Source organism: Bradyrhizobium sp. LTSPM299 (genome assembly GCF_000938235.1).
Taxonomy (GTDB): domain Bacteria; phylum Pseudomonadota; class Alphaproteobacteria; order Rhizobiales; family Xanthobacteraceae; genus Bradyrhizobium.
Map to the genome: position 1 here is coordinate 1 of NZ_JYMU01000066.1, position 13,104 is coordinate 13,104.

The window sequence follows — 13,104 nt, forward strand, 5'->3', positions numbered from 1 at the left end:
GCGGGTGTCCGAGCGCTGAGCACAACGCGCCCGCATCCGACTGGCTTTGGGCCAAACAGCGTCTCGCTCTCCCTAAGCTCACCGAAACGCGCATCGACCTCATCAGGCAGTCTTCGGCACTCTCACATTGCGCCGTCAGGTCGTCGGATTCGGCACCATGGTTTCTGCGTGCTTGGCCGCCATGATCGATCTCCTTTTGGCCAAGGGCGCGAGACACGCACCTGCGCCTGCGCCCTGCCCGTCGGCGAGAGCGGGGGTAGCAAGTGCCAGGGCGACCCGAGTGGAGGGGGATCGCCCGCCTTAAGGGTCGCTCGAAGAGCGGGTCTACACAAGCGCACGACTGACCGCGACGATTCAGGATCTGGGGAAGCGCGGAAGACCGGGGATACCGCTCGGGTCGGCGCCGGCGTTTGCCGGCGCTTCACCCTGGCGCGCGCGAGGGGCCGCGCCCCTTAACCCCAAGAGAGATCTGTTGATGCAAGCCATGCCTTGAGAAAAAGGCAGCCGACGCGAGGGCAGTGATAGCGACGCGGGCATGAAATGACCGCGGGCACCGAGGCGACTGCAGTCGGGAGACCGGTTAACAAGGCACCCGAACGCGGGACAGTGATAGCGACGCCGGCATGCAATGACGGCGGGGCCCGCGAGCGAGTGCCTCCGGCGAGCGACTCAGGAACGACTTCACGACGCGTTGGTATCAATTTTGCATTTATGATATAATCTCGATGTTGTGCATGTCGATACTCGGCGTGTGCATGTTCACTGAGCCACTTAAAGAGGACGACATGGCCAAGAAAGCGAAGAAGGCAAAGAAGACCGCAAAGGCAGCCACCAAGAAGGTGGCAAAGAAGACTTCAAAGAAAAAGAAGTAGTCGTAACCGCGACCGATAGATTGCGTCGCTGGATCACACCCCGGACGCAAAGTGAAACCTCTCCCAAAGGATATGAAGTGTCCTTTGCAGCCGTTCGGTATCGCGGCAAGGCAAGATAAGGCCAGACCTTTGTGCAGGTGGCTACTGCATAAAGGTCCGGCTTTTCGTTTCTGCCCCGGTGGGCATGATCTGCTCTTGCGCGAAGGATTCATGCCGCATGGCCGCGACGCTCTTGCGGTGCGGTTCACGAGAGCCTGGTCCGCGAATGCGGACGCGCCCTATCGCGATTCATTTGAACCATGGCGTGAGCGCCACCGCACCTGTCGCACAACTTTCTCACGCCGCCGCGCGGTCTTCCTCATCGGCACCACGCGCCACGATCCGCAAAGCGTTATCCGGCAGTGGCCGCTGCAAAGCCTTGGCCTCGTCCCAAGGCGCACGCATCCATACGTCGCGTTCTTCGTCGGTCGTCAGGATTACGGCATGGCCTTGGGATGTATCGGTTCGACGATCGCATTCGGCGCGGTGGTGAGAAAGCCGTAAACAAGGTGAGGTCCGGGGATCGGCTTCGATTTGGTCCCGCGGTCACCTTTGAACTCGGTCCAGAGTCCCCCGAAAGCGAACAGGCGCCGGTCGTCGTTCAAGGCGAACCACACGACGTCTTTCTTGCCGGTCGCAGGGTTGGGGTCCGGCGCATATTCCGCGAAGCTGTTGGCCGGTACGACACAGCGGCTCTCCGGCTTCAGCCAGCCCCGCCAGTGCGGCGACGTGGTGTTGCGGATATTGGTGACGGGGAAGCCGCCCGCGCGTGGCGGCGGCATGCCCCAGCGCATCATGGTCATCCCGCGATCTGCACCGGCGTTCCTGACAACGGGCGCCGGATAGTCGGGAAACACGCCGGGCATCGGTGCAAGGTTGCCGACATAGCGGTTGACCGCGCGAAAGAGCGCGCGGATGGCTTCCTGGTTGGTCCCGGCAAGCGAAACGCTCAGCCAACGCCCCCGCATGTCAGCTTTGCTGAGATTTTCTTTGATTTCCCGGTGCACACATCGTGCACACGCAACTTCTAACTAATTGAAACGATTAAACTCGCGCTCCAATCCATCATGAGGAAGTTTGAGCCATGTCCAGTAATTGAAGTCCAATTCGACCTAATCTCAAGCTCCAAACGTATGTAACGCTCGTTCGCTCAATTGTCGATCACCTGAGGGTCCGACCTCAGCTGCCATTGCAGCAAGGAATATGGTGGATTCGATTCCGGATGGTGTTCAAACATACCTTCGACGTCGGCTCCAATGGCGACCACCTGCATGGGGTCGCCCAGCAAATTACCCACCATGCGTACGTTGCCGGCATGAGGAAGTTCGACAAGGACTGCGATGTACGGACCGTGCTGCCTTAGCGCCGCGTGCGCCGGATGCCACACGCGCTCCCAACTGTAGATCCGGCCGCTCGGCTCGATTTCGGTCCAGTTTGGATCGAAGGCGTGGCAATGATGGCAAAGCCATTCCGGTCCAAATTGCCAGGTTCGGCAACGATCGCAGCGTTGCACGAACAGCCGGTTGTTCCGCAGCCCTGCCCAATACGGAGCTGACAAGGCATCGGGCTCGGCCACCGGTATCGGCAGTCCTACGGGAAGGCAGAACGAGCTTACGGTGTTGCTCATAGCACTGCCTCCGAACCAAGGATGAGATTGCTGGCCGGTGTGACCATGGGACCGCCGATGACCATCGCAACGTCACGTCGCCGCGCCTGGCTCGTTGAAGTGCCTCGCACCTGGCGGACGGCTTCCAGAACCAGTTCAAAGCCGTGCATGTAGCATTCGGCCAGATTGCCGCCGCTGGTATTGAGCGGCAGCCGCCCGGACGGCGCCAGCAGGTTTTCGACCGTCAGAAAGTCGTTGGCCTCCTCCGGCTTGAAGAAGCCGTGCTCCGCCAGCGCCATCACCACGCCGCCCGTGAAATTTTCGTAGCACTGGACTACACCGACATCTGATGGCCCGACGTCAGCCATGCGATAGAGATCCGGTGCAACCGTCGCGAAGCTCGCGCCGGCATAGAGCGGCGCGTTGTGTGCAACGGCGCCTGCGCGAAATCCGGAGCCTACGGCTGCACCCAGCACGTAGGCCGGCTTGTGCCGGAATTCACTGGCGCGCTCTTCGGATACCAGAACAATGGCCGCCGCGCCGTCGTTCTCCATGCAACAATCGTACAGATGAAGCGGCTCAACGATCCAGCGGGAGGCGTCGTACTTGTCGGGGTCGAGCGGCTTGCCGTGCATGACGGCACGCGGATTGGCCTGTGCGTGATGGTAGGACGCCAGCGCAATCGCGCGTAACGCCTCCTGCCGGACGCCGTGCTCGTGCATGTACCGGCGCACCCTCATTGCAAACCGCTGCGGCGGCGCCAGAACGCCGTAGGGCATCAGATAGGCTTTCTCGCCTGATATGGTGTCGACCGCACCGGCCTGTCCGAACCGGCCGTACTGACCTTGGGCCAGCGAACGAAACACGACGACGCAATCGGCAAGCCCTGCGACGATCGAGGCGGCCGCATTGGCCACCGCCGCGCAGCAGCCACCGCCGCCACCGCCCCACTGCATCGTTGCGGTACGCAGCCTGTGTGTGCCAAGCGCCGCAGCCAGGCGGGATGCTTCGCTGCGATCATCGCTGTAGGAGGAAAACCCGTCGATCTCGCGCGGATCGAGCCCGGCGTCCGCGCAAGCCGCCAGTATGGCCTTGAGGGCGAGCTTGAATTCCGGGTCCGGCGAGGCGCCGTGGCGATAATAGTCCGTTTCGCCGATCCCGATGACGGCAACACGGCCTCTGAGCGTGCGCTCGGTTCGCACCGTCATGTCCTGATGTCCTGTCGCGATACAGCCGCGCCGAACGTCCCCGCCTCTGCCAGCCGCGCCAGGCGCGCGTCGTCATAGCCGAGCAGCTCCCGTAATACGCTTTCGGTGTGCTGTCCAACGGCGGGTGCCGCGACGGGATCGACCACCGGCGTCCGCGAATAGCGGATCGGCAGGTTCACGTTCGGCACCCAGCCCACTGTATCGTGCGGAATCCGGGTGACGATTCCGCGCTCCCTCGCTTCCGGGGAGCGGATCGCTTCGCCAACGGTGCGAACCTGCCCGCAGGGGACACCGGCCGCCCGCATCCGCGACTGCCAGTGCGACCAGGGTTGGGCAGCGAACGCCTCGCCAAGGATCGCGAACAGTTCGTCCCGCCGCCGGATCCGATCGGATCCTGTTGCATAGATCTCGGCCTCCGCCAGATCGGCGCGATCGATCACCTGCGACATCAGGCGCTGGAATATCTTGTCATTGCCACAGTTGATGTAGAACGCGCAATCCTTCGCTTGAAACACGCCCGACGGACAGGTGTCGGGGCTGGTGTTACCCTGCCGTTGCGGATCTGCGCCGCTGAACAGATGCTGCATCGTGGCATAGCCGGTCATCAATACGGCATTGTCGAACAGCGAGACCTCGACCGCCTGGCCGAGGCCGCTGCGCTCGCGGGCGACGAGCGCACCGAGGATCGCATTAGAGGCCATCATCGCCGTGCTGATGTCCATCACCGGCGAGAGCGCCCGCACCCCCTCGCGATCGGCATAGCCGTTCATGGACACGAAGCCGCTCTCGACCTGTGCGATCGGATCGAAACCGAGTCGGTCCGCGAACGTCCCCTCGCGTCCATAGGCCGACACCGAGCAGTAGATGATTTCCGGCCTGATCTTGCGGCAGGTCTCATAGTCGAGCCCGAGCCGCGCCATGACGCCAGTCGAGAAGTTCTCGACGACGACATCCGCGGTCGCGAGCAGCTCGCGAGCGATCTCGACACCCTCTGCCGATTTCAGGTCAAGCGCGACGCTGCGCTTGTTGCGGTTGGTCCAGAGAAACGGCGCCCCGTGCTTGAGCTCGGCATGCACCGGCGGATAGCGACGAAGATCGTCGCCGCGACCGGGCGCTTCTATCTTGATAACCTCCGCCCCCATGTCGGCCAGGATCATCGTCGCAAAGGGACCGGCGATGAAGTGCGAGAAGTCGACGACCCGGATCCCCTCGAGCGCCTTCGGCGCATGGGACGGACGCGGCGTATGCTCCGGAAAGTCTGCTTCGAGCTGGTCCAACATGTTGACATCCACTGGTGTTTGCCGCCGGGCGGTCGTGAAATCGGGTCTTCGGTTGCAGCGCGTCAGTTGCTTTTGGATTATTCGACCATCGCGCATCCGCCCTGATCGACCGGCCGAAACGCTTCGGGGCCGCTCAGGACGCCGACGTTCTCCAGAAGGTCCCATTTGCCTGTCGAGGCCTTCGGGTCCTTCACCTTCAGGATGTACATGTTGTGGATGGCGCGGCCGTCGGCACGCACGACGACCGGTCCAAACAGCGCGTCATCGATCGGCGCTTCCTTCATCTTTCCGATGACCGCCGGCGCGTCGTTGGTTCCGGCCGCCTGCGCCGCGTTCAAATAGGCAAGCACCGACGAATACACCCCGGCGTGGAAAGCGGTCGGCGATTGGCCATGTTGCCGCTCGCCGAACTTCGCCGACCAAGCGCGGCTGGCATCATTCAGGTTCCAATAGAACGGCTGGGTGATGATGAGCCCCTGCCCCACGATGAGCCCGCTCGCCTCGACATCGTTCGTGGTGGTCAGCAGCGCGGCAAAGGTCCGGCCGTTCTGCTTCAGCCCGAACTCCGAAGATTGCTTGATCAGGTTGACGGTGTCGCCGCCGGCGGTCGCGAAAGCGATCACGTCGGCGCCGGAGCTGTCCGCCTGCAGGATGAACGACGCATAGTCCGCGTTGTTGATGGGTACATTGACTGACCCGAGGACGGTGCCGCCGCCTGCGTTGATCACCGACGTTCCGTCGCGCACCATGGACTTTCCAAGCGCGTTGTCGGTTGCGATGAAATACCACTTCTTGCCACCATGGTGCACAAGGTAGCTACCGATCGTATGCGAGGCCGCCCAGGTGTCGAAGGTCCATTGTATCGTGTTCGGCGAGCAGTATTTTCCGGTCAGGTCCGACGACGCGGCGCTCGACGCGATCAGGGCCGCCTTGCTGCCGCGGACGACCTCGTTGACGGCGAGACCGACCGCCGAGTTCGGCACGTCGGCAACCGCATCGACCTTGTCCTGGTCGATCCAGCGGCGCGCAATCGCGGCTCCCACATCGGCCTTGTTCTGGTGATCAGCCGAGACGATCTCGACCTTGAAATCAGGGTGTAGCTGCATGAAATCCTCGGCGGCCATCTTCGCCGCCGTCACCGAGCCCTCCCCGGCATTGTCAGAATACGGGCCGGAGGCGTCGTTGAGTACGCCGATCTTGATCGCGCGCGCCGCATCGGCGAAAGCAGGAGCGCATGCACCGATGGCGAGAAGGGATACTGCAATCATTTGCGAGAGAAATTTCATTGTGCGTCCACCCATTGACGATGTTGTTGCTTCAAAGGTCCAGGACCAGCGTGCGGCATTTGGCGCCTGAACAGCAGATCATGATCGACTTGTTCGCCGCCTGCTCGTCCTTGCTCAAGAACTGGTCGCGATGGTCGGGTATGCCGTCGATCACGCGCGTTTCGCAGGTGCCGCAAACCCCTTCCGTGCAGGCGTAGTTCGCCGATATTCCGGCATCCAGCAGCGCATCCAGGATCGTCTTACCGGCGTCGACCGCGATCGTCCGATTGCTTCGCACCAGTCTGACCTCGAAGCCACCTTCGATCGCCGGCGCTTCCCTGGCCTGAAAATACTCGACATGCACGTGATCGGCGGGGCGATCGGCCGTCGCCGCCTCGAATGCTTCGAGCATGGGCACCGGGCCACAGCAGTAAAGATGGGCATGCGCAGGCGCGTTCTTGACAATGGCAGCAAGATCGAACAGACGGCCCGGGCGCTCGTCATCCAAATCGAGGTGCAGATTCCGACCAATGTCCGGTCGGAGAGCATTGAGGTCGTCGAGGAAGGCGGCGGCCAGGCGCGTCCTTGCGGCATAGAACAGCTTCCAGGGTCGCCGCAGCGTCTCAAGTTGGCGGACCATCGACAACAGCGGCGTGATCCCGATCCCGCCTGCGATCAGCACCGAGAGCTCGGCTCCCTCTTGCAGCGCAAAATTGTTGCGCGGGTGAGACACGGTGATGATGTCGCCCACCTTGAAATTGTCATGGACGAAGCGTGACCCGCCCCGGCTCGCGGCATCCTTGTTGACCGCAATGACATAGCGATGCCGTTCGCGCTGGTCGTTCACCAGCGAATAGCTGCGGATCATGCCGTTCGAGAGATGCAGGTCGATATGGCTGCCGGCGGTGAAGGGAACGAGATCGCCGCCCGTCGGTGACACCAATTCGTAGGAATTGATGCCCTCGGCCTCGTAACTGATGCGCTTGACCCGGACCTCGAGACCATCAGCCATGACGCGGGCGCCTCACAGCTCGTACCCGAAATCGGCACCGAGCTTCGCCCGCATGAACGGAGCACCGACATTGACCCAGGAGTCCTCCGGCGGCAATCGCATCGACACCGCTCGAACCATGAAGACATCAGGATCCGTCACGCCCTTGGGCCTGGTGCCGTGATCGCGATAGGCACCAAGCGCCTCCAGAATGAAACGCCGCGTCATCGCGATTCCGGTGTCGCTCGAGCAGAGGTTCTCCTTGGTGCGATCGAAGATCGGCGACACGCCGCTCTGGCAGGCGCCGTCCTGCACCCAGAGGCCCGGCAATCCGGAGAACCAAGTGGTTTGCTGCGCCTGGTGGTCGAACTGGAAGCCGTTCTGCGGATTGTATTTCGTCCAATAGCCCGCATACGGAACAGTCACGGGATGTTCGACCAGCGCATGGCGGCTGGCATGACCGCTTTCCCGGCCATTGTGTCCTTCGGCAAAGATCTGCCGCGTCTTGGCCTGCAGCGGCTCCGACGGATGATACGAGAACATGATGCAGAGCGTGTTCTCGTCGTCGATCGGCACCCAGGCGTGTCCGCTCAGATCCGGGAACGGCGACAACGGCGGCACCAGGGTATAGAACGGCAGCATGAACTGGTTGACGCGCCAGTACAGCGTATTGGCGTCGTAGTTGCGCCGCGCCGCGATGCTCATCCCGAAATCCTGCTTGATGCATTCGAAGGTCGGGCGAAGGTCGCGCTTCTGGATCCAGGCACTCGTCGTGCCCTGGGCATCCAGCCGCCCGTGCAGCAGCGGCGCATGCGCCGAGTCGATCTCGCCTTCGACGGCCTGCAGCCAGTTGCACTCCTGAACCCGAAGCGAGATGTGCACCTGCGCCTCCGGGACCAGATTCCATTCGACATTGGGCAGCAGCGGCAGTTCGGCCTGATCGGGACCCATGTAGGTCCAGATCATCCCGTTGCGCTCCTTGCAGGGATAGGCCTTGATGCGCACGCGCTCCTTGAGGCGGCTGCGGGCAGGCTCCGCCGGCATATCGGTCACAGCGCCGCTGACGTCGAATTTCCAGCCGTGGTAGACGCAGCGAAGCCCGCAATCCTCATTTCGTCCAAAGATCAGCGGCGCGCCGCGATGCGAACAGGCCTGGTCGACCAACCCGACGCGGTCTTCGGAGTCCCTGAAGGCGACCAGATCTTCCCCAAGCAGCCGGATGCGCTTCGGTTGCCCGTCCTTGACGAGGTCCGCCGACGGCAGGAAGGGAATCCAGTAGAGCCGAAAGAGATCCCCGAGCGGTGTGCCTTTTCCAACTCTGACCAGGCGTTCATTGTCTTCTCGCGAGAGCATGAGCTTCCTCCGTTTCCTGTAATCAGGTGCTCTGGTTCGGCGTGCGGCCCAGCAGTGCGGCGACGCGGCCGGACAATCCCAGATCCTGCACGGTCCAAAGCGGATCAGACGCTGCGAGCGGACGACGTGGGATGGGTGGCTCTTTCCCTTGCTCGACCAGGCTGACGATCATTTCGATCCGCCGCCGCTCCAGTTCCTTCAGCGCGTCCTCGACGACGGCCCCTTCCGCGGTGCAGCCCGGCAACTCCGGATAGGCGAGACGAAGCAGCCACTGTCCGGGCTCGGTTTCGACCGCCTCGGCCTCAAGCAGATAGGGAATCGAGAGCAATTCACGCAGGTCCAAGGAAACCTCCCAGACGGCGTCTTGTTGCGCCGCACTTGATACGTATACGTACTACATTGATGACGACCGTGCAATAGCTCTAAAGTCTCGATATCGACTGGAACCCGCTGCATCGCCGGTTCACCGGGCCGTTGAGGGCACGCCGTCAAGCTGCTAACGCCTACGTGAATTCGCATCTGCAGCGGGGATCACGACGGCATGTCGGCCGACAAGGCAATCAAGACTGGCTCCGCCGCGGACATTGCCCGTCACTGGCAGTTGGAGGGCGGCGTCGGATTTCTGCTCCGGCTGCTCGAAGCCCGGTACGACGGCCTCTATCAGAGCCTGACCCGCCAGTCCGACATCACGCCGCGGCAATTCGGCCTTCTGATGGCGCTTTACCAATTGGGTCCGCTCACGCCGTCGGTTCTGGCCGACAGAATCAGTTGCGACCGCAACACGCTCAGCGAAATGCTCAAGCGGATGACGGCGCGCAGGCTGATTTCAAAGAAGAGCAATCCGGACGATCGCCGGTCGATTCAGGTGCAAATTACTGCCAAGGGCGAAGAAGCCCTTTTGGCCGTGATTCCGGCCGCGGCCGAGTTGCAGGACATCATGCTGGCTCCCCTGCGCAAGGAAGACCGCGCGCATTTCCTCAAATGCCTGCTGGCCATCGCAAAGGCTCCGCCGCCGGATTCGCCAACCGACACGTGACGACAGCGTGGCCGAGCTAGGCCGTCACGCTGCCAAACGCGCCCGCTTCGCGAAGATCGGCAATGGCCTCCGCAGATAGGCCAAGCACCCGCGACAGCACCTCGTCGCGATGCGCTCCGATCCCGGGGATGTCGCGCTGCATGGAAGTCGACGCGCCCGACATTTTCCAGGGGGCATTCACCCCCATGAACTCGCCCGCTCCGTCGGCGATGGACGCGAATGAGCCGCGCTGAAGGAGATGCGGATCGGTCAGCGCCGCGCCGGGATCGCGATATTCGGCAGCGGGAACGCCGGCGCGATCGAGCGCGGCCATGCAATCGCGCACCGTGTGCTGCGCGGTCCATTGTTCGATCACCTGCATCATCGCGGTCCAGTTCGCGCCTCGTCCGGGTACGGTTTTGAACCGCGCGTCTTCGGCAAGCTCGCTTTGCCCCGTCACCTCGCAGAGCGCCGCAAAATTCCGCGGTGTGATCGGCGCGATCAGGATATCGCCATCCAGGGCACGCACCGGACCATAGGTCGGGCGCGGCGAGCGGATCGGAAACTGCGCCTCCTGCAGTTCGTAGACGAGCAGGTTCAGCATGCAGTCCATCAACGCGACGTCGATCCGCTGGCCCACCCCGGTCCGCGCACGTTGCACCAACGCGGTCTGAATCGCGGAGTAGCCGAAAATGCCGCCCAGCACGTCTGCGACGAAAATCGCGCCGGACGCCGGCCGATCCCTGTCGCCGGCATATCGCATCAATGAACGATCGAAGCCGCTCTCGGCATGGACGATCATGGCATAGGCCGCGCGCTCCGCGGCGGGACCGGATTGTCCGTAACCCGAGATCGAGCAATAGATCAGGCGGGGATTGATCGCGCGCAGCGCCTCATAGCCGAGGCCGAGACGATCCATCACGCCCGGCCGAAAGTTCTCGACCAGGATGTCTGTCTCCGACACCAATTGATGCACCAGTCTGATCGCCTCAGGGCTCTTCAGGTCGAGCGCCAAGCTCCGCTTGCCCGCATTGAGCTGCCCGAAATAGGCGCTATGGCCGTCGCGAAGCGGTGTCCGCAACCGCATGTCATCGCCTTCGGGCGGCTCGATCTTGATCACATCAGCGCCGACGTCGGCGAGCAGCCGGGCACAATAGGGGCCGGCCAGCATGATCGAGAAATCGAGCACACGCTTGCCCTCGAGAGGTGGCGCGGAGGCTTGCTGCTGCATGCGACGACTCCTATCTGGGCAATCCAAGCGCACGTTGCGCGATCAGGCTGCGCTGAATCTCATTGGTACCGATGCTGATGACCCACATCAGCGAATGGCGCAGGTTCTGTTCGAAGCGGCCGTTGTCGATCGCGTCCAGCATCTGCTCGGACAGCGCGGCGCGCATGCCAAGAATGTCGAGCGCGGCTTCGCCGAAACGCTCCATCAATTCGCTGGAGAAGACCTTGCTGATGGCGCCGTATTCAGGCGGCGTCACGCCGCCGGTGGCGAGTTCGGCGCAATGCATCATCAACAGGCGTCCGACTTCGATATCCGCTGCGAGGGTAGCCATCCTGTCGCGGATAACCGGATCATCGCCCAGCGCCGCCCCGGCGGTATCTGCCGCGATGACATGCCGGCACAATTGCTCAAACGCGTGGGCGACCTTCAGCACGATGCCGCCTCCGACCAGGCCGCGCTCGAAGGCGAGCGCGCCGGTCAACACCTTCCAGCCGGCATTGACCTCGCCGACGATGTTCTCCTGCGGAATCCGGACATTGTCGTAGAAGATGTTGGCGAACGAACCGTCATACATCGTGGTCGCGGGCCGGATCGTGATCCCCGGAGCATTCATCGGCACGATGAACATGCTGATGCCGGCATGCGGCGGCTTTGCGTCCTTGTCCGTGCGCGCGGCGAGGAACATGTATTTGCCCCACCACGTCGTGGTCCAGATCTTCTGGCCGTTGATCACCCAGTGATCGCCGCCGCGCACCGCGCTGGTGCGCAGTGCCGCAAGATCGGAGCCAGCCTGCGGCTCGCTGTACCCCATGCCATGCATGGCCTCGCCACGAAGTATCTCGGGCAGGTATTTGCGTTGCTGCTCTGATGTCCCGAACATCATCAGGGCGTTGGCCTGGATCGACGCGCCGATGCGCGGCGCCTCGCCGCGTTCCATCGTCTCCATGAAGGCGATCTGCTCGAGCGGCGAGCGCGCCTGGCCGCCGAACTCCTTGGGCCAGCCGAGACCGATCCAGCCCGTCTTGCCGATGTCGCGCGCGAAATCGGCGTCGAACTCCCGCTTGGCGAACGGCCTGGAATCGAATTCCGCCTTGCTGTCCCCCGACCAGTTCTGCTCCAGCCATTCCCGCAGCTGCACGCGCAGCCGATTGCCGGCAGGACCGAGGTCGTATTCGGGCAGGCCGGAGCTGCCGGGATCAAGCAAATGCGAAGCTATGCGCCGCTTCGCATGCAATAGTCCGCCCAGCGCGATCGTGTCCAGGTGCACCCGCTTGAAGTGCAGCGGCGCCTCGTGTTCGTCGGCGTAACCGATGGCGCCGAACGCGTGGTGGGTTTCGAGTGACACCCGCCGCAGAGCGCCGCTCGCAAAGACAACCGCACAATTCGAAAAATAGCGCCAATCGCGATCGCCACGATCGTGCAACGCCGCCGCGTGATCCAGAGCCAGACGCACTCCTTCAAGGGCGATGAGGCAATCGGCAAGCTTGTGCTGGATCGCCTGGAACTTTCCGATGGGCTGCCCGAACTGGTGCCGCTCTTTCGCGTAGTCTGTCGCCAGCTCGAAGGCGCGGCGGGCTGCGCCGTGCGCCCGTGCGATCAGCGCCAGCTTTCCCTTGACCATGAGATCATCGAGCACGCCGTTGTCCAGAGCAATGGCCGTTACCGGCGCCGAATTCAGCCGAACTTCATGAAAACCCCAGGCCCCCATGGCGCGGGTCGGCGCTATTGCGACCTCTGGGGTATCCAAAGCGACAAGACCGAGCGTGGATCGGTCGACTGCGACGAGCAGATGCGTGCAGCTTCCGGCGGCTTCGACAAAGCGAAGCGTGCCGGTCGCAACGTGATCGGCGACCTTGATTGCGCCGACGTCGGGATCGAGCGCGCCAAACGAAAACGCGACCCGTGCGGCGCCGGCATGAAGCCCCTCCAGCAGGTCAGCCGCGGCCGTAGAGGACGAAGCCGACAGCGCGAAATTGGCGAGCGCGGCGGACCACATCGGCGCCGAGCACGCCGCGCGACCGAGCTCTCCGAGCACAACGGAGACCTCGCGAAGCCCCCCTTCCCCGGGATCGCGACCGAGCGCTGCAACGCCCTGCCCGACGAGCCTGGTCCATATCTCTGCGACCTCGCGCGGAGACGGACCATGCCTGAGGCAATCCGCATTCCAGTGCTCGCCGAGAAACCCGCGCAGGGAATCCCGGAGCATCTCCCTGACGTCGTCGGTTGGGAGCTCAGCCCCGTCCA

The 13,104-nt window shown here is 63.0% G+C and carries 11 protein-coding genes and 1 pseudogene; 2 read left to right on the forward strand and 10 right to left on the reverse strand.

Translation table 11 applies throughout. The annotated features are described in order from the left end of the window. The first annotated feature begins 734 nt into the window (after positions 1-734). Complete coding sequence (locus UP10_RS44665) at positions 735-872, forward strand: hypothetical protein (protein WP_156180404.1); 138 nt, start codon at positions 735-737, stop codon at positions 870-872. A 336-nt stretch (positions 873-1,208) separates the two neighbouring features. On the opposite strand, the pseudogene UP10_RS31625 reads toward UP10_RS44665, so the two are convergent. The 8 genes and pseudogenes from UP10_RS31625 to UP10_RS31660 form a co-directional block, all read right to left on the reverse strand. Continuing rightward, positions 1,209-1,879: pseudogene (locus UP10_RS31625) on the reverse strand (SOS response-associated peptidase). Between the two features lie 182 nt (positions 1,880-2,061). Then, on the reverse strand, positions 2,062-2,538 hold the full coding sequence (locus UP10_RS31630) for a Zn-ribbon domain-containing OB-fold protein (protein ID WP_082077344.1): 477 nt from the start codon (positions 2,536-2,538) through the stop codon (positions 2,062-2,064). Then, positions 2,535-3,725 carry a thiolase C-terminal domain-containing protein gene (locus UP10_RS31635; protein WP_044591124.1) on the reverse strand — a complete coding sequence of 397 codons (1,191 nt, stop codon included), beginning with the start codon at positions 3,723-3,725 and terminating at the stop codon, positions 2,535-2,537. The genes UP10_RS31630 and UP10_RS31635 overlap by 4 nt, the downstream gene beginning before the upstream one ends. Continuing rightward, positions 3,722-5,005, reverse strand: coding sequence for a CaiB/BaiF CoA transferase family protein (locus UP10_RS31640; protein ID WP_044591161.1), 1,284 nt, complete (start codon positions 5,003-5,005; stop codon positions 3,722-3,724). The genes UP10_RS31635 and UP10_RS31640 overlap by 4 nt, the downstream gene beginning before the upstream one ends. Before the next feature lie 77 nt (positions 5,006-5,082). Further along, on the reverse strand, positions 5,083-6,273 hold the full coding sequence (locus tag UP10_RS31645; protein ID WP_349643990.1) for an ABC transporter substrate-binding protein: 1,191 nt from the start codon (positions 6,271-6,273) through the stop codon (positions 5,083-5,085). A 49-nt stretch (positions 6,274-6,322) separates the two neighbouring features. Continuing rightward, complete coding sequence (locus tag UP10_RS31650) at positions 6,323-7,282, reverse strand: PDR/VanB family oxidoreductase (RefSeq protein WP_044591126.1); 960 nt, start codon at positions 7,280-7,282, stop codon at positions 6,323-6,325. A 12-nt stretch (positions 7,283-7,294) separates the two neighbouring features. Further along, positions 7,295-8,614, reverse strand: a complete 1,320-nt coding sequence (locus UP10_RS31655; protein WP_044591127.1) for a Rieske 2Fe-2S domain-containing protein — start codon at positions 8,612-8,614, stop codon at positions 7,295-7,297. Between the two features lie 22 nt (positions 8,615-8,636). Then, entirely contained in the window at positions 8,637-8,957 is a 321-nt protein-coding gene (locus tag UP10_RS31660) for a type II toxin-antitoxin system HicB family antitoxin (protein WP_044591128.1), read from the reverse strand. A gap of 198 nt (positions 8,958-9,155) precedes the next feature. On the opposite strand from UP10_RS31660, the gene UP10_RS31665 reads away from it, so the two are divergent. After that, positions 9,156-9,650 carry a MarR family winged helix-turn-helix transcriptional regulator gene (locus UP10_RS31665; protein ID WP_044591129.1) on the forward strand — a complete coding sequence of 165 codons (495 nt, stop codon included), beginning with the start codon at positions 9,156-9,158 and terminating at the stop codon, positions 9,648-9,650. Positions 9,651-9,666: 16 nt separating this feature from the next. On the opposite strand, the gene UP10_RS31670 is transcribed toward UP10_RS31665, so the two are convergent. Together UP10_RS31670 and UP10_RS31675 are read right to left on the reverse strand one after the other, a co-directional pair. Continuing rightward, positions 9,667-10,860, reverse strand: a complete 1,194-nt coding sequence (locus UP10_RS31670) for a CaiB/BaiF CoA transferase family protein (RefSeq protein WP_044591130.1) — start codon at positions 10,858-10,860, stop codon at positions 9,667-9,669. 10 nt (positions 10,861-10,870) lie between these two features. Beyond that, complete coding sequence (locus tag UP10_RS31675) at positions 10,871-13,066, reverse strand: acyl-CoA dehydrogenase family protein (RefSeq protein ID WP_245321994.1); 2,196 nt, start codon at positions 13,064-13,066, stop codon at positions 10,871-10,873. Positions 13,067-13,104: the final 38 nt, after the last annotated feature.

Coding starts and splice junctions, on each gene's coding strand:
- UP10_RS31675 (WP_245321994.1), bottom strand. CDS start 13,066: ATGCTCCGGGATTCCCTGCGCGGGTTTCTCGGCGAGCACTGGAATGCG.
- UP10_RS31645 (WP_349643990.1), bottom strand. CDS start 6,273: ATGATTGCAGTATCCCTTCTCGCCATCGGTGCATGCGCTCCTGCTTTC.
- UP10_RS31630 (WP_082077344.1), bottom strand. CDS start 2,538: ATGAGCAACACCGTAAGCTCGTTCTGCCTTCCCGTAGGACTGCCGATA.
- UP10_RS31655 (WP_044591127.1), bottom strand. CDS start 8,614: ATGCTCTCGCGAGAAGACAATGAACGCCTGGTCAGAGTTGGAAAAGGC.
- UP10_RS31665 (WP_044591129.1), top strand. CDS start 9,156: ATGTCGGCCGACAAGGCAATCAAGACTGGCTCCGCCGCGGACATTGCC.
- UP10_RS31670 (WP_044591130.1), bottom strand. CDS start 10,860: ATGCAGCAGCAAGCCTCCGCGCCACCTCTCGAGGGCAAGCGTGTGCTC.
- UP10_RS31640 (WP_044591161.1), bottom strand. CDS start 5,005: ATGTTGGACCAGCTCGAAGCAGACTTTCCGGAGCATACGCCGCGTCCG.
- UP10_RS44665 (WP_156180404.1), top strand. CDS start 735: ATGTCGATACTCGGCGTGTGCATGTTCACTGAGCCACTTAAAGAGGAC.
- UP10_RS31650 (WP_044591126.1), bottom strand. CDS start 7,282: ATGGCTGATGGTCTCGAGGTCCGGGTCAAGCGCATCAGTTACGAGGCC.
- UP10_RS31635 (WP_044591124.1), bottom strand. CDS start 3,725: ATGACGGTGCGAACCGAGCGCACGCTCAGAGGCCGTGTTGCCGTCATC.